Genomic DNA, 15,565 nt, shown 5'->3' on the forward strand with positions numbered 1-15,565 from the left:
TCAACGAAGGAACAAATCGTATGGTTCCCCCACAGACACGGCGTCACGCCTGACTCGTCTGCGGGCTCCGCCACCCGGGCCGCGCCCGCCGCGGGCCGGGCCGCGGCAGTGCGGGCGGTGCGGGCGGTGCGTGCCGGTAAGTCAGCCCAGCAGCCCCGGCACGGTCAGGACCCGCAGCACGATCTGCGGGGCGACCGACAGCACCACGCCCAGTCCGAACGCCAGTCCGATGGCGACCGCGAAGGGCGTCGGTACGCGCAACGCACCGGACGTGCCCAAGGTTCCCTCGACCGCGGGAGCCGACGGCACGGGCGGCGCGAAGAGTTGCGCCGTCCACACGAGGTAGTAGTAGAGGCCGATGGCGACGTTGACGGCCATCACCACCGCGAGCCAGCCGGTGCCGCCCGCGACGACCGACTGGAAGACGGTCACCTTGGCGAACAGGCCCATGAGCCCCGGCGGGAGCCCGGCCAGGCAGAGCAGGAAGAACCCCATCGCCAGGGCCAGTGGCGGCCGGGCGCGCAGCAGGCCGCGGTAGTCGGCGAGGACGCCGGTCGGGCGGTCCCGCAGCACCGCGGTGACGACGGCGAAGGCGCCGAGGTTCATGACCGCGTAGACCGCGAGGTAGGCGACCGATGCGGGCAACCGGTCGGCCAGGTCCGCGCCGTGGCCGGCCGCGGTGCCGAACGGGACGAGGACGTAGCCCGATTGGGCGATCGACGACCAGGCGAGCAGCCGGACCACGTCGCCGGAGCCGGTGGCCACGCGGACCGCGACGACGTTGCCCACGGTCATGGTGAGCGCGGCCAGCACCGCCATCGCGGGCCCCCACACGTGTGCGTACGGACGCAGCCCGATCCCGGCGACCAGCAGCAGGCCCGCGAAGCCCGCCGTCTTGGACACCACCGACAGGTAGGCGGCCACCGGCACGGGGGCGCCGCGGTAGGTGTCCGGCACCCAGAAGTGGAACGGCACCGCGGCGACCTTGAACGCGAAACCCGCCAGGGTCAGCGCGGCACCCGTCGCGGCGACGGTCTTCAGCTGCGGGTCGACCACGGACAGGGCGGCCGCCATGCGGTCGAGGTACATCGTCCCGGTCGCGCCGTAGAGCAGGCTCGCGCCGAACAGCAGCACGGCGGTGGAGGCCACGGACATGAGGAAGTACTTGAGTGCCGCTTCGCCGCCGAGGACGCTGCGCCGCAGTCCGATGAGCGCGAACGCGGGCAGCGACAGCGTCTCCAGCGCCACGACCAGCGTGACCAGGTCGCGGGCCGCGGCGAGGGTGACCGCGCCGGCCACCGACGCGAGCAGCAGGAAGTGGTACTCGCCGCCGGGCACGCCCGCTTCCGCGTCGTGTTCGTCGGCCCACGGCCGCGGTGCGGTCATCGGCATGGACAGCAGCACGACGACGGCCGCCGAGCCGAGCAGGACGAGCTGCAGCACGAGGGTGAAGTCGCCGACGACGTACGAGCACCCGCCCGGCTCAGGCCCTGGCGCGCAGAACGTCGCCCGGTGCTCGCCGCGCAACGGCAGCAGCAGCGCCAACGCGGCGACGAGGCCCCCGAGCGACAGCCACGCGAGCCACACCTTGCTCGGCCCGGACAGGAACAGGTCGGCCAGCAGCACGGCGAGCGCGGCCGCCGCGACGGCGAGCGGCGGCGCGATGGCCGCCCAGTCGATGCCCTGGACGAGCGATGCCGAGCCGAGGGTCATGCCCCGCCTCCCAGGAGTGCGCGGACGGCCGGATCGGTGACGGCGAGGACGGAAGCGGGCCACAGGCCCGCGACGACGGTCAGCGCGACCAGCGGGCCCCAGGCCGCGACATCGACGCCGCCGACGTCGGGCAGCGGGGTGAAGCCGTCGGCGTGCCTGCCCGGCCCGGCGCACACGGTGCGGACCAGGCCGAGCATGTAGGCGGCGGTCAGCACCGTGCCGGTGCCGGCCGCGGCGAGCAGCACCCAGTAGAGGCCGTGGCTCAGGCCGGCGGCCGGCTGGTAGGCGCCGTACATCGCGAGGAGTTCGCCCCAGAACCCGGCGAGGCCGGGCAGGCCGAGTCCGGCCACCGCGGCGAACGCGAGGAGGCCGCCGAGACGCGGGGCGCGGGCGTACAGGCTGCCGCCGATGCGGGCGAGCAGGGCGGTGCCGCTGCGGTCTTTGACCGCGCCGGCGAGGAAGAACAGGAGCCCGGTGACGAGCCCGTGGCCGATGTTGACGAACAGGGCGCCGTTGATGCCCTGCGGAGTGAGGGTCGCGATGCCGAGGAGCGCGAAGCCCATGTGGCCGACCGACGAGTACGCGATGATCCGTTTGAGGTCGCCGTCCGGGCTGCGCAGCAGCGCGAGGCAGACCAGCGAGCCGTACACGATCCCGACGGTGCCGAACGCGGCCAGGTAGGGCGCGAATTCCTCGGCGCCTTGGGGCAGGGCGGGGACGGCGATGCGGATCAGGCCGTACGTGCCCATCTTGAGCAGCACCCCGGCGAGCAGCACCGATCCCCCGGTCGGCGCCGCGGTGTGCGCGTCGGGGAGCCAGGTGTGCAGCGGCCACATCGGGACCTTGACCGCGAGGCCGAGGCCGATCGCGAGGAACGCGAGGATCTGCACGCCGCGCGACATGCCGCTGCCGTGCGCCGCGGCGAGCGCGGTGATGTCGAAGGTGCCGGTGTGCGCCTGCACGAGCAGGAAGCCGAGCAGCATGACCGCGGACCCGAGCACGGTGTACAGCAGGAACTTGACGGCGGCGGGACCGCGTTCGCCCGGGGTGCCCCAGCGGGCGATGAGGAAGTACATGGGGATCAGTACGACCTCGAAGAACAGGAAGAACAGGATCAGGTCGAGCGCGGCGAAGGTGCCGAGCACACCGGTCTCCAGCACGAGCACGAGGGCCACGTAGGCGCGGGCGCTGCCGCCGTCCGGAATTGTCCCCAGGCTGTGGACGGCGACCAGGAACGTCAGCAGCGCGGTCAGCAGCACCAGCGGCAGCGAGATCCCGTCGATGCCGACGTGGAAATGCAGGTCCAGCGACGACGCCCACACCCAGTCCGTGGCGAACTGCATGCTGCGGGCGTCGTGCCGGTCGAATCCGGCGGCCAGCGCGACGGTCAGCGCAAGCGTCGCGCCGGTGACCCCGACGCCGAAGCGGCGGGCGGCGCGGTCGCCGACCGGGCGCAGCACCAGTACGGCGGCGCCGAGAAACGGGAGGGCGAGGGCGGCGAGGAGGACGTACCTCATGCGTTCACCGCCACGGCCACCGCGAGGATCACGATTCCGGTGAGCAGGCCGGCCAAGTACACCTGGACGTTTCCGTTCTGCGTGCGCCGCAGGCGGCCGCCCGTGCGCCAAGCGCCGTCCGCGGCGCCGCGCACGGAGGCGTCGACGACGGCGGTGTCGACGAAGCGGATCACCCGGGACAACGCCCACACCGGCCGGACGACGGCGGCGTCCTGGAAGCGGTCGGCGTAGAAGCCGCGTTCGGCGGGGACGCGCACCGGGCCGAGCAGCCGCGCGGGGTCGGCGGCGGGGTCGCGCCGCCAGGCCGCGTAGACGACGCCCGCGCCGAGGGCCAGCAGCGCGACGGCGACGAGCGAGGTGCCGAGGCGCGGCACGAGGTCGTAGTAGGCCTGGTTCTCCAGCAGCAGCCCCGCGTCGGCGGTGCCGCTGCGGTACGGACGTCCGTCGGCGTCGCCGAGCCATTCCGGCAGCCACGCGGTGGACAGTCCGATGACGCCGAGGAACACCGTCGGGACGGCGAGCACCATGAGCGGCCACCGCATCGCGGCGGGGACTTCGCCGTGCGGTGCCGGTGCTTCGGCGGCACGTTCCGGCACGTCGTGGTTGGCGGGTTCGCCGCGCGGGGCGCGGCTTTCGCCGAAGAACACGCGCAGCCACACCCGGGTCGCGTACGCGGCGGTGACGGCCGCGGTGAGCAGTGCGGCGATCAGGACGAGCCAGCCGGCCGCGGCCGGGGGTCCTCCCACGGGGGCGTCCAGCGCGGTGTGTTCCGCCGCGCCGATGACGGCTTCCTTGCTGAAGAAGCCGGACAGCGGCGGAACGCCGACCAGGGCGGCGAGCCCGGCCGTCGTCGTCCAGAAAACCGTCGGGGACCGGTGCCGCAGGCCGCCCATGTCGCTGATGCGGCCGCTGCCCGCGAGGTGGATGACCACGCCCGCGGCGAGGAACAGCAGGGCTTTGAAGGCGCCGTGGGTCAGCAGGTGGAACACCGCGGCGTCGCGGCCGCCGGCGGCCAGGCCGCCCGTCATGTAGGCGAGCTGGCTGACCGTGGACCAGGCGAGCACGCGTTTGAGATCGTCTTGCGCGAACGCCGCCAGCGCCGAGAACACCATGGTGACCGCGGCCATCACGGCGAGGACCACGAGTGCGGCGGTGGAGGCGAGGTAGACCGGGTAGAGCCGGGCGACGACGTACACGCCCGCGGCGACCATGGTCGCGGCGTGGATGAGGGCGCTGACCGGGGTCGGACCGGCCATGGCGTCCGGAAGCCAGGTCTGCAGCGGTACTTGGGCGGACTTTCCGGCGACGCCGCCGAGCATGAGGATCGCGCCCGCCGTGATGTAGGCCGGGCCGCCGGGCGGCACGTTGTCGACGATTGCGCCGATGCGGAACGAGCCGCTGCCCGCGCCGAGCACGAGGATGCCGATGAGGAACGGCACGTCGCCCAGCTTGGTGACGAGGAACGCCTTCACGGCGGCGGCTCGGGCGACTTCCGTCTCCCAGTAGTGTCCGATCAGGAAGTACGAGCAGATGCCCATCACTTCCCAGCCGACCAGCAGCACCAGCAGGTCGCCGGTGTAGACGACGAGCAGCATCGCCGAGCTGAACAGCGAGATCAGCGCGGCGTAGGACGAGTACCGCTCGTCCTTGCGCATGTACGCCGTCGAGTAGATCTGCACGAGCAGCGCCACCACCGCGACCAGCGCGCCGACGAGCGCCGCGAGGCCGTCGATGCGCAGCGACAACGTGATGCCGAGCGCGCCGGTCGGGGTGAGCCGGGGGCCTTCCTCGGTCACGCCGCCGTCGCCGTGCGCCGCGGCCACGCCGATGGCCAGCGCGGCGGCCGCGGCGAGCGGGAGGACGGCGAGGACGCGGGCGGCGGCGGGGCTCCGGCGGCCGACGGCGAGTCCCAGAAGGGCGGCGAGGAACGGGAGGCCGGTGGCGAGTGCCGCGGCGGTGATCATGCGGCCTCGCTCTTGATCCGACGAGTCCCGGTTTTCCGGGCCTTCCGGGCGTTCGCGCCCTTGCCGATGCCGGGCTCGGCGAGGTCGCGCAGCTCGGAGACGTCCGACGTGGCGCGGTTGCGGAACACCATGAGCACGATCGCCAGGCCCAGGCCGATCTCGGCGGCGGCGATGGTGATGACGAACAGGGTGAGCGCCTGTCCCGCGTGCAGGGTGTCGCGGAGCCACATGTCGAACGCGACGAGGTTGATGTTGACCGCGTTGAGCATGAGTTCGACGGACATCAGCACGAGGACGGCGTTGCGGCGGGCGAGGACGCCGTAGAGGCCGATGGCGAACAGGAGCACCGCGAGGACGAGGGGGTAGACGAGGTGCATCCCGGTCACCGTCCCGGTCTTCCGGGAGCCCGGCCGGCCGCGGCCGGCCCGGTCTCCGTCCGGTCCGCGGCCCGGCCGCGGGAGAGCACGATGGCGCCGACGAGCGCGGCGAGCAGCAGCACGGACAGCACTTCGAACGGCAGGACCCAGGTGCGGAACAGGCTCTCACCGTTGGCGCGGGCGCTGCCATCGGCGGTGTCGCCGAGGTCGAGGTAGGTGGCGTGGAAGGCGTCGACCACCACGGTCAGCAGCGTCGCCCCGGCGGCGGTCGCGACCAGCAGCGCGGGCCAGCGCTGCGGGGCGTCCACGCCGGCCGAGCGGCCGATCGGCGCGCGGGTGAGCATCAGCCCGAACAGCAGCAGGACGACGACCGCGCCGATGTAGATGAGCACCTGCACCCACGCGATGAACTCGGCGGTCAGCAGCAGGTACTCGGCGGCGAGCCCGCCGAGGGTGACGACCAGCCACAGCGCGGCGTGCACGACCTGCTGCGTGGTCACCACCAGCAGCGCGGCGCCGAGCACGACCAGGCCGATGAGCACGAACGCGATCTCCGCGCCGGTCGGGGACAGGAAGCCGGGGCCGCCGCGGCCGGAGACGTCGGCGGCGGCGCGGGCGACGGCGGTCACGCCTCCTCCCCCGTCCCGGGGCCGGCTTGACGTTCCTTCGCGAGTTTCTCCGCCGCACGGCGGGCCATCGCGAACTCCTTGGGTTCCTCGGCCCGCTCGTCGAGCGCGGGCGGCGCGGGCACGGTCCACATCCAGGCGCGCAGCGTGTCCCGCTCGTGGGTCAGCGCGCGGATGTCGTCGGTCGCGTATTCGAACTCGGGCGACCAGAAGAGGGCGTCGAACGGGCAGACCTCGACGCAGATCCCGCAGTACATGCACAGCGCGAAGTCGATGGCGAAGCGGTCGAGGACGTTGCGTGTGCGGTCGCGGGCGCCGGGCTCCTTCGCGGGCACGACTTCCTTGTGCGAGTCGATGTAGATGCACCAGTCGGGGCACTCGCGGGCGCACAGCATGCAGACGGTGCAGTTCTCCTCGAACAGCGCGATGACGCCGCGGGACCGGGGCGGCAGCTCGGGCGCGACTTCGGGATAGCCCTGGGTGACGGAACGCTTCGTCATGGTCCGGAGCGTGACGGCGAGGCCTTTGGCGAGCCCGGAACCGGGGATCTTCCTGGTCATGCGATCGCCACCCTCACGACGCCGGTGAGCACCAATTGCGCGAGCGCGAGCGGGATGAGGCCGGTCCACGCGAGCTTCTGGAGCTGGTCCTCGCGCAGCCGCGGGTAGCTGACCCGCAGCCAGATCACCACGAAGGCGAGGATGCCGGTCTTGACGAGCGTCCACAGCCAGCCGAAATGCTCCGAGCCGGGGCCGTGCCAGCCGCCGAGGAACAGCACCGTCGTGAGGGCGCACAGGACGAGGATCCCGGCGTACTCGGCGAGGAGGAAGAGTGCGAAGCGGAGGCCGGTGTACTCGGTGTACGCGCCGAAGATGATCTCCGAGTCGGCGACCGGCATGTCGAACGGCGGGCGCTGCAGCTCGGCGAGGCCCGCGGTGAAGAAGACCACGCCGCCGATCGCCTGCCAGGGGAGCCACCAGGCCTCCCATTGGCCGAGGATGCCGGGGAGCGACAGGGTGCCGGCGGCCATCGCGACGCTGGCGGCGGCGAGCAGCATGGGGAGTTCGTAGGACATCAGCTGCGCGGCGGTGCGGAGCGAGCCGAGCAGCGAGTACTTGTTGGCGGACGCCCAGCCGCCCATGAGCGAACCGAGCACCCCGATGCCCATGACCGCGAGCACGAACAGCACCCCGGCGTCGATCGCCCGCCCGACCTGGTCGCCGGGCCCGACCGGGATGGCGATGAGCACGACGAGGTACGGGATCAGCGCGATCGCCGGGGCCAGCTTGAAGATCCGCCGGTCGGCGCCGGCCGGGACGACGTCCTCCTTCTGGGCGAACTTCACCCCGTCGGCGACCAGTTGCGCCCAGCCGTGGAAGGCCCCGGCGTAGATCGGGCCGACCCGGGCCTGCATGTGGCCCATGACCTTGTGCTCGGTCTGGCCGATGAGCAGCGGCAGCACCATGAAGGCCGCCATGACGAGGAGCAGCCGGACGAGGACGTCGAGGAAGGTCACGTGTCCTCCTCGGGGCCGCCCGGCGACTCGGGCTCGGCGAGGGGCTCGGGCTCGGCGGGCGGCTGGGGACCGCGCTGGGTCGCGGAGCCGTCGGAGGCGCGGCGGGAACGGCGGGGGCCGCCCGGCGGGGTGGGGGGCGTCGGCGGTGTGGGTTCTGCGGCGGGGACGCCGGTCGGCGTGGGCGGCGTGGGAGGGCGCGCCGGGTCGGTGGTGGCAGGGGCGTCGGGTGCGCCGGGCTCGGCGGGCGTGCCGGGGGCCGGGGTGGCCGGGGTGTCCTGTTGGCTCGCGGAGCCGTCGGAGGCGCGGCGGCCGCGGCGCGGGCCGGCCGAAGGCGGGGCGTCGGGCGTCGGCGGTTGGGCGGCTTGTTCCGTGGCGCCGCTCTGGCTTGCCGAACCTTCCGACGCGCGGCGGGCGCGCCGCGGGGCGGCCGGGGGGGCCGTCGCGGTCGGCGGTTCCTCGCCGCTCCCCCGCTGGGTCGCCGAGCCCTCGCCCGCACTGCGCGTACGGCGGGGGCGCTCCGGGCGGGAAGGCGTGTCGGGCTGCGCGGACGGTTCGGGGGCGGCCGGGCGAGGGGCGGCCTGCGGGCCCCACTCGGAGGCGTCCGGGACGCCGGGAGGCAGTATCCGGCGGCGGCCCGGGGAGCGGGCGCCGGCCGGGGCGTGGTCGGACTCGCCGGGCTCCTTGGCGCCGGGCCAGGGCTTGGCCACGCGGGAGGCCAGCACGAAGTCCTTGCGGAGCGGGTGGCCTTCGAAACCGTCCGGGAGCAGCAGCGGAGCCGGGTTCGGGTGGCCTTCGAAGGTGATGCCGAACATCTCGGCGGTCTCGCGTTCGTGCCAGCCCGCGCCCGCATACACGCCGGTCGCGGTCGGCAGCACCGGCGTGTCGTGCGGAACCCGGGTGCGCAGCAGCAGCCGCGGTCCCGGCGCCGCGCACACGTGCACGGCGATGGTGAAGGCGTCCGATTCGTCGACCGCGGTCAGCCAGTCGAAGTAGGTGAGCCCGAGCGTGTCGCGCGCCGCCGTCAGCGCCGCGATCCATCCGTCGGCGGGCACATCCGCGGTGGCGAGGCCGTACGCGTCGGACACCGCCGTGTCCGCGCCGAGCGCGCCGCGGATCTCCTCGGGCGTCACTCCGCACCGCCCGGCGCCGCGGGCGGGGCGACCAGGCCGCGCCGGAACGCCCCGGCGGGCAGCCCCGGCGCCCCTCTGGGCCCGTCCGCCTCGGACAGCACCGCGCCGCTGTCCCGCCGCGCGCGGGCGGCGGACTTCGCCCGCGCCGGCTTGCCGCGCCCCGCCTTCGGGTCCGCGTCCTCCTCCGGCTCCGGGTACCGGTCCGCGAGCGACTCGCCGGCGATCTTCTCCTGGAGCTTGAGGATGCCCTGGAGCAGCGCCTCGGGCCGCGGCGGGCAGCCGGGCACGTACACGTCGACCGGGATGATCTGGTCGACACCCTTGGTCACGCAGTACGAATCCCAGTAGGGCCCGCCGCAGTTGGCGCACGAGCCGAACGAGATGACGTACTTCGGCTCCGGCATCTGCTCGTACAGCCGCTTGATCGCCGGCGCCATCTTGTCGGTGACCGTCCCCGACACGATCATCAGATCGGCCTGTCGGGGGCCGGGCGCGAACGGGATCACGCCGAGCCGGATGAAGTCGTGCTTGGCCATCGACGTCGCGATGAACTCGATCGCGCAGCACGCCAGTCCGAAGTTGAAGACCCACAGCGAGTACCGGCGGCCCCAGTTGAGGACCAGCCGGATCGGGTCCGGGGCCAGCCGGGACAGCGGGCCGAGTTTCGGGGCCGGGAGCGCCACCGGCCCGGGTGAGCGCCGTGTCACGTCCACGTCAGCACGCCCTTCCGCCACGCGTACAGCAGTCCGATCGCGAGGAACCCGACGAACACGAACATCTCGACGAGGGTCGTCGCGCCGTACCCGGGGTCCGCGAACACCGTGGCCCACGGGAACAGGTAGATCGCGTCGACGGCGAAGATCACGTACAAGTAAGCGTAGATGTAGTACCGGATGTGGGTCTGGGCCCAGCCCGTGCCCACCGGGTCCACGCCGCATTCGTACGCCATCAGCTTCTCGGTCGACGGCGCGTGCGGCCGCAGCAGCCGGTTCGCCGCGAACGCCGCGGCGACGAACGCGCAGCCGACGAGGAACACGAGTCCCACGAGTGCGTACGTACTGAAGTAGCCGTGTGCGGTCACCTTGGTACGTCCCCTGGCGTGTCGTGTGCGTTGTCTGCGTTGTCTTCGTGGCACGGGAGTCTAGGGGGATTGGCCCCGACCTGTCCGCACCGTCCGTGGCCGCGTCGTGGCGCGCCGCCACCCGGGTGCACGAGGGTGAGGTAGGGACAACCCCACCACGGAAACACCGACGTGCGCCATGGGACCGGCGGCCGTCGGCCGCGAGAGTGGTACTGCAAGGATCGTCCGCAGATTCCCCGAGCGAGGACCGCCCGATGTCGACAGCTGGTACCACCGTGCCCGGCCGCGCACTCCGCGCCCCGGTGCCGCGCCCCGGTTTCTGGCGTGCCCCGTTCAGCGCGCGGACCTGGGGCGAGTCCATTTATCTGATGCTGAATCTGTTCGTCGGCATCCTCGGTTTCGTCTTCGTGGTCGTGTTCGTCGTGCTGGGCATCGGCCTGACGCCGCTGTTCCTGCTCGGACTGCCGCTGATCGCGTCGGTGGTGCTGGCGTGCCGCGGCTGGGGCGCGATGGAACGCGGCCGGGCCCGCGCGCTGCTCGACGAGGACGTCGCGCGGCCGGAGCGGTTCAAGCAGAAGACGCCGGGCGCGTGGGGCTGGATCAAGAGCGGTCTGGCCGACGGGACGGGCTGGCGCGCCGCGCTCTATCTGTTCCTGATGCTGCCGTGGAGCATCCTCACGTTCACCGCGGTGGTCACCCTGTGGTCGGCGACGTTGGCGACCATCAGCTATCCGGCGACCCAGCCGCTGTTCCGGTCGGCCGACCAGCCGGGCGCGATGCTGTGGGGCGACGGGCCCAAGCGGCCGGGCGACGACTTCTACCTGACCGGCCCGTTGTGGGTGACCGCGACGTTCGCGGTCGGCGTGCTGCTGCTGTTCCTCACCCCGCAGGTGATCCGCGGGATCGCGTGGGTGGACCGGGTGATGGTGCGCGGCCTGCTCGGCCCGGCGTTCCTGTCCCAGCAGGTGCAGGACCTGACCGAGAGCCGCGGTGCGGCGGTCGACACCGCGGCGTCCGACATGCGGCGGATCGAGCGCGACCTGCACGACGGGGCGCAGGCCCGGCTGGTGTCGCTGGCGATGGACCTGGGTCTGGCCAAGGAGAAGATGTCCGACGACCCGGAGAGCGCGCAGCGCATGGTGGTCGAGGCGCACAACGAGGTGAAGCTGGCGCTGCGCGAGCTGCGCGACCTCGCGCGGGGCATCCATCCGGCGGTGCTGACCGACCGCGGCCTGGACGCGGCGCTGTCCGCGGTGGCCGCGAAGTGCACGGTGCCGGTGGCGGTCGGCGTGGACCTGCCGACCCGCCCGAGCGCACCGGTGGAGCAGGCGGCGTACTACTGCGTGAGCGAGCTGCTGACGAACGTGTCCAAGCACAGCGGCGCGACGCGGGCGTCGGTGGCGGTGCACGCGGAACGCGACCGGCTGGTCGCGGTCGTCGAGGACGACGGCCGCGGCGGCGCGGACCCGGCGCACGGCACGGGCCTGGCCGGCCTCACCGAACGCGTCCGGGGCGTGGGCGGCACGCTGAAGGTGGTCAGCCCGAAGGGCGGACCGACCCGCGTCACGGTGACGCTGCCGATGTAGCCGCAGGCCGCCGGGCGCGGAGGACCGCGCCCGGCGGCTGCCCGCGCGCCCCGCAGCCTCCGCGATCCGGGACACTGGTGCTCGTCGGGGCACGGGGTCCCGGGTTGCGGGATGGAGGCTGCGAGCGCCGTGCGCGTCGTGATCGCTGAGGATTCGGTACTGCTCCGGGACGGTCTGACCCGCCTGCTGGTCGACCGCGGGCACGAGGTGGTGGCGGCCGTGGACGACGCCGAGCAGCTGCTCGTCGCCGCCGCGGAGATGCGTCCGGACGTGTGCGTCGTGGACGTGCGCATGCCGCCGACGTTCACCGACGAGGGGATCAAGGCGGCCGTGCGGATGCGCGCGGAACTGCCGAGCGTCGGGGTACTGATCCTGTCGCAGGCGGTCGAGGAGCAGTACGCCACCGAGCTGCTCGCGGGCAGCACCAGCGGCGTGGGCTACCTCCTCAAGGACCGGGTCGCGGACGTCGGCGATTTCGTCGACGCCGTGGTGCGGGTCGCCAAGGGCGGCACCGCGCTCGACCCGGAGGTCGTCTCCCAGCTGCTCGGCCGCAGCCGCAAGCAGAACGTGCTGGTCACCCTCACTCCCCGGGAGCGCGAGGTGCTCGGCTACATGGCCGAGGGACGCAGCAACGGCGCCATCGCGCAGGCGATGGTGGTGTCCGACGGCGCGGTCGAAAAGCACGTCAGCAACATCTTCGGCAAGCTCGGCCTCGCCCCCAGTGAGACCGATCACAGAAGGGTTCTGGCAGTACTCGCTTATCTCGGATCCTGACACTCTGATGAGCGGATTCACCGACCCGTGCGATCATCCCCGCGATCGGAGGCTGACCCGTCACGGGCTCGGCCACATCCGGAAAGACGGACACAATCCACCTTTTCGGGCTGAAATCCGGCATCGAATCGCTCCCGTGCACCACCGGGGCCCGGCCAGGGCCCTTCTTGTACAGCCGTACGATGAAACTGCGACATCCGCGCGGTGCGCGGACGACCTGCCGCAGCGCCGAGGAGGTCCTCACCAGTGACCAAACAGGTCAAGCAGATCGACCGGGTTGTCATCCGGTTCGCGGGCGATTCCGGTGACGGAATGCAGTTGACCGGAGACCGTTTCACGTCCGAAACGGCCAGCTTCGGCAACGACCTGTCGACTCTGCCCAACTTCCCCGCCGAGATCCGCGCGCCAGCCGGAACTCTGCCGGGTGTGTCCAGCTTCCAGTTGCACTTCGCCGACCACGACATCCTGACCCCGGGCGACGCCCCGACGGTCCTGGTCGCGATGAACCCGGCGGCCCTCAAGGCCAACATCCGCGACCTGCCGCGCGGCGCCGAGATCATCGTCAACACCGACGAGTTCAGCAAGCGGGCCATGGCCAAGGTCGGCTACGCGACCAACCCGCTCGAAGACGGCTCGCTGGACGCCTACAACATCCACGCGGTGCCGCTCACGACGCTCACCGTCGAGTCGCTCGCCTCGTTCGACATCTCCAAGAAGGACGCGGAGCGCGCGAAGAACATGTTCGCGCTCGGCCTGCTGTCGTGGCTGTACCACCGCCCGACCGAGTCGACGATCGCGTTCCTGCAGAAGAAGTTCGCGAAGCTGCCGGTCATCGCCGAGGCCAACGTCGCGGCCTTCAAGGCGGGCTGGAACTTCGGCGAGACCACCGAAGGGTTCGCGGTCTCCTACGAGGTCGCGCCCGCCAAGCTGCCGGCCGGCACGTACCGGAACATCACCGGCAACCTCGCGCTCGCCTACGGCCTGGTGGCCGCCGGGCAGCGCGCCGAGCTGCCGGTGTACCTCGGGTCGTACCCGATCACCCCGGCCTCGGACATCCTGCACGAGCTTGCCAAGCACAAGAATTTCGACGTCCGCACGTTCCAGGCGGAAGACGAAATCGCCGGCATCGGCGCGGCCCTCGGCGCCGCTTTCGGCGGAGCGCTCGGCATCACCACCACCTCGGGTCCGGGCGTCGCGCTCAAGTCCGAGGCGATCGGCCTGGCGGTTTCCCTCGAACTGCCGCTGCTGATCGTCGACGTGCAGCGCGGCGGGCCGTCCACCGGCCTGCCCACCAAGACCGAGCAGTCCGACCTGCTCCAGGCGATGTTCGGCCGTAACGGCGAGGCCCCCGTGCCGATCGTCGCGCCGCGCACCGCCGGCGACTGCTTCGACGCCGCCATCGAAGCCGCCCGGATCGCGCTGAAGTACCGCACGCCGGTCTTCCTGCTGTCCGACGGCTACCTCGCCAACGGCTCCGAGCCGTGGCGGATCCCGAACGTCGACGACCTGCCCGACCTGCGCGTCGAGTTCGCGACCGAGCCGAACCACGAGAACGAAGACGGCACCAAGGTCTTCTGGCCGTACAAGCGCGACCCGGAGACGCTGGCCCGCCCGTGGGCGGTGCCCGGCACGCCCGGTCTCGAGCACCGCATCGGCGGCATCGAGAAGGCCGACGGCATCGGCACGATCAACTACGAGCCGGCGAACCACGACTTCATGGTCCGGGTCCGCCAGGCCAAGGTCGACGGCATCGCCAAGGACATCGCCGAGCTGGAGGTCGACGACCCGACCGGCGACGCGAAGGTCCTGGTGGTCGGCTGGGGCTCGACCTACGGCCCGATCGCCGCGGGCGTCCGCCGCGTGCGGGCCCAGGGCGGCAAGGTCGCGCAGGCCCACCTGCGCCACCTCAACCCCTTCCCGGCGAACACCGCCGAGGTGCTCAAGAAGTACGACAAGGTGATCGTCCCCGAGATGAACCTGGGGCAGCTCGCTCTGCTGCTGCGCGCCAAGTACCTCGTCGACGCCATCGCGTACAACCAGGTCCGCGGTCTGCCGTTCAAGGCCGAGGAACTGGCCCACGTGATCCAGGAGGTCATCGAAAGTGTCTGAGGCATCCCTCTCGTCCGGGGCCGACGGCCGCGGCCGTGGCCTCCCGGCGCTCGCGCTCGTGCCCAAGACCGACGAGAAGCAGTCCATGAAGGACTTCAAGTCGGACCAGGAAGTGCGCTGGTGCCCGGGCTGCGGCGACTACGCCATCCTGGCGGCGGTGCAGGGCTTCCTGCCGGAACTCGGGCTCCGCAAGGAGAACATCGTGTTCGTGTCGGGCATCGGCTGCTCCAGCCGCTTCCCGTACTACATGAACACGTACGGCATGCACTCGATCCACGGGCGCGCCCCGGCCATCGCGACCGGCCTGGCCTCGTCGCGGCAGGACCTGAGCGTGTGGGTGGTCACCGGTGACGGCGACGCGCTCTCCATCGGCGGCAACCACCTGATCCACGCGCTGCGCCGCAACGTCAACCTCAAGATCCTGCTGTTCAACAACCGGATCTACGGGCTGACCAAGGGCCAGTACTCGCCGACCTCCGAGACCGGCAAGATCACCAAGTCGACGCCGCTCGGCTCGCTGGACCACCCGTTCAACCCGGTCAGCATCGCGATCGGCGCCGAGGCGACGTTCGTCGCGCGGACCATCGACTCCGACCGCAAGCACCTCACCTCGGTGCTGCGCGAGGCGGCGGCGCACCCGGGCACCGCGCTGGTGGAGATCTACCAGAACTGCAACATCTTCAACGACGGCGCGTTCGACCAGCTCAAGGACCCGGACACGCGCGACGACGTGACCATCCGCCTGGAGCACGGGCAGCCGGTCAAGTTCGGCACGGACCTGCGTTACGGCGTGGTCCGCAACGCGTCCGGGCAGCTGGACGTGGCCGAGGTCGCGGAGGTCGGCGAAGACGCGCTCCTCGTGCACGACGCGCACGCGGAGAACCCGGAGCTGGCGTTCGCGCTGTCCCGGCTGGGCGACCTCACGAGCAACTACCACACCCCGATCGGTGTGTTCCGCAACGTCGAGCGCCCGGTGTACGACACGCTCATGGCCGACCAGCTCGCCGCGGACACCGCGGCGCGCGGCGCGGGCGACCTTGCCGCGCTGATTTCCGGCAACGACACCTGGACCATTTCCTGACGGTCCGCCACTATGCAGGTCGAGGCCCCGGCATCCTTCGCCGGGGCCTCGGCCTTTTCGCCTTTTCCGCCTTTTTCACATTTCCGCATTT

14 protein-coding genes are annotated in these 15,565 nt (G+C 72.0%); 4 read left to right on the plus strand and 10 right to left on the minus strand.

Annotation, left to right across the window (positions count from 1 at the left end; genetic code table 11):
- Positions 1-141: 141 nt before the first annotated feature.
- From ACPA54_RS11005 to ACPA54_RS11050, 10 genes are read right to left on the minus strand one after another with little or no spacing between them, the layout of a single operon-like run.
- Positions 142-1,713 carry an NADH-quinone oxidoreductase subunit N gene (locus ACPA54_RS11005; protein ID WP_423528488.1) on the minus strand — a complete coding sequence of 524 codons (1,572 nt, stop codon included), beginning with the start codon at positions 1,711-1,713 and terminating at the stop codon, positions 142-144.
- A complete protein-coding gene (locus ACPA54_RS11010; RefSeq protein WP_423528490.1) occupies positions 1,710-3,230 on the minus strand; it encodes a complex I subunit 4 family protein in 1,521 nt (506 codons plus the stop codon). Before ACPA54_RS11010 ends, ACPA54_RS11005 begins: the two co-directional genes overlap by 4 nt.
- On the minus strand, positions 3,227-5,194 hold the full coding sequence (locus tag ACPA54_RS11015) for an NADH-quinone oxidoreductase subunit 5 family protein (protein WP_423528492.1): 1,968 nt from the start codon (positions 5,192-5,194) through the stop codon (positions 3,227-3,229). The genes ACPA54_RS11010 and ACPA54_RS11015 overlap by 4 nt, the downstream gene beginning before the upstream one ends.
- The gene (gene nuoK, locus ACPA54_RS11020; protein WP_423528980.1) at positions 5,191-5,571 is read right to left on the minus strand and encodes an NADH-quinone oxidoreductase subunit NuoK; all 381 of its coding nucleotides are present in this window, start codon (positions 5,569-5,571) and stop codon (positions 5,191-5,193) included. The genes ACPA54_RS11015 and nuoK overlap by 4 nt, the downstream gene beginning before the upstream one ends.
- A 5-nt stretch (positions 5,572-5,576) precedes the next feature.
- Positions 5,577-6,200, minus strand: a complete 624-nt coding sequence (locus ACPA54_RS11025) for an NADH-quinone oxidoreductase subunit J family protein (RefSeq protein WP_423528494.1) — start codon at positions 6,198-6,200, stop codon at positions 5,577-5,579.
- Positions 6,197-6,757, minus strand: coding sequence for a NuoI/complex I 23 kDa subunit family protein (locus ACPA54_RS11030; RefSeq protein ID WP_345678980.1), 561 nt, complete (start codon positions 6,755-6,757; stop codon positions 6,197-6,199). Before ACPA54_RS11030 ends, ACPA54_RS11025 begins: the two co-directional genes overlap by 4 nt.
- Complete coding sequence (locus ACPA54_RS11035) at positions 6,754-7,674, minus strand: complex I subunit 1/NuoH family protein (RefSeq protein WP_423528982.1); 921 nt, start codon at positions 7,672-7,674, stop codon at positions 6,754-6,756. The genes ACPA54_RS11030 and ACPA54_RS11035 overlap by 4 nt, the downstream gene beginning before the upstream one ends.
- Before the next feature lie 35 nt (positions 7,675-7,709).
- Positions 7,710-8,843: an NADH-quinone oxidoreductase subunit C gene (locus tag ACPA54_RS11040; RefSeq protein WP_423528496.1), complete on the minus strand. Its 1,134-nt coding sequence runs from the start codon at positions 8,841-8,843 to the stop codon at positions 7,710-7,712.
- Complete coding sequence (locus ACPA54_RS11045; protein WP_423528498.1) at positions 8,840-9,556, minus strand: NADH-quinone oxidoreductase subunit B; 717 nt, start codon at positions 9,554-9,556, stop codon at positions 8,840-8,842. Before ACPA54_RS11045 ends, ACPA54_RS11040 begins: the two co-directional genes overlap by 4 nt.
- Positions 9,547-9,924, minus strand: a complete 378-nt coding sequence (locus ACPA54_RS11050; RefSeq protein WP_345678977.1) for an NADH-quinone oxidoreductase subunit A — start codon at positions 9,922-9,924, stop codon at positions 9,547-9,549. The genes ACPA54_RS11045 and ACPA54_RS11050 overlap by 10 nt, the downstream gene beginning before the upstream one ends.
- Positions 9,925-10,178: 254 nt before the next feature.
- Between ACPA54_RS11050 and ACPA54_RS11055 the strand changes: the two genes are divergently transcribed.
- The 4 genes from ACPA54_RS11055 (at position 10,179) to ACPA54_RS11070 (ending at position 15,474) form a co-directional block, all read left to right on the plus strand.
- A complete protein-coding gene (locus tag ACPA54_RS11055) occupies positions 10,179-11,510 on the plus strand; it encodes a sensor histidine kinase (RefSeq protein ID WP_423528500.1) in 1,332 nt (443 codons plus the stop codon).
- A 111-nt stretch (positions 11,511-11,621) separates the two neighbouring features.
- A complete protein-coding gene (locus tag ACPA54_RS11060) occupies positions 11,622-12,284 on the plus strand; it encodes a response regulator transcription factor (RefSeq protein ID WP_345678975.1) in 663 nt (220 codons plus the stop codon).
- Between the two features lie 246 nt (positions 12,285-12,530).
- Entirely contained in the window at positions 12,531-14,393 is a 1,863-nt protein-coding gene (locus ACPA54_RS11065) for a 2-oxoacid:acceptor oxidoreductase subunit alpha (RefSeq protein ID WP_423528502.1), read from the plus strand.
- Positions 14,394-14,478: 85 nt separating this feature from the next.
- Complete coding sequence (locus ACPA54_RS11070) at positions 14,479-15,474, plus strand: 2-oxoacid:ferredoxin oxidoreductase subunit beta (RefSeq protein WP_345679031.1); 996 nt, start codon at positions 14,479-14,481, stop codon at positions 15,472-15,474.
- Positions 15,475-15,565: the final 91 nt, after the last annotated feature.

The sequence above is a fragment of the Uniformispora flossi genome, assembly GCF_049534875.1.
GTDB lineage: Bacteria > Actinomycetota > Actinomycetes > Streptomycetales > Streptomycetaceae > Yinghuangia > Yinghuangia aomiensis.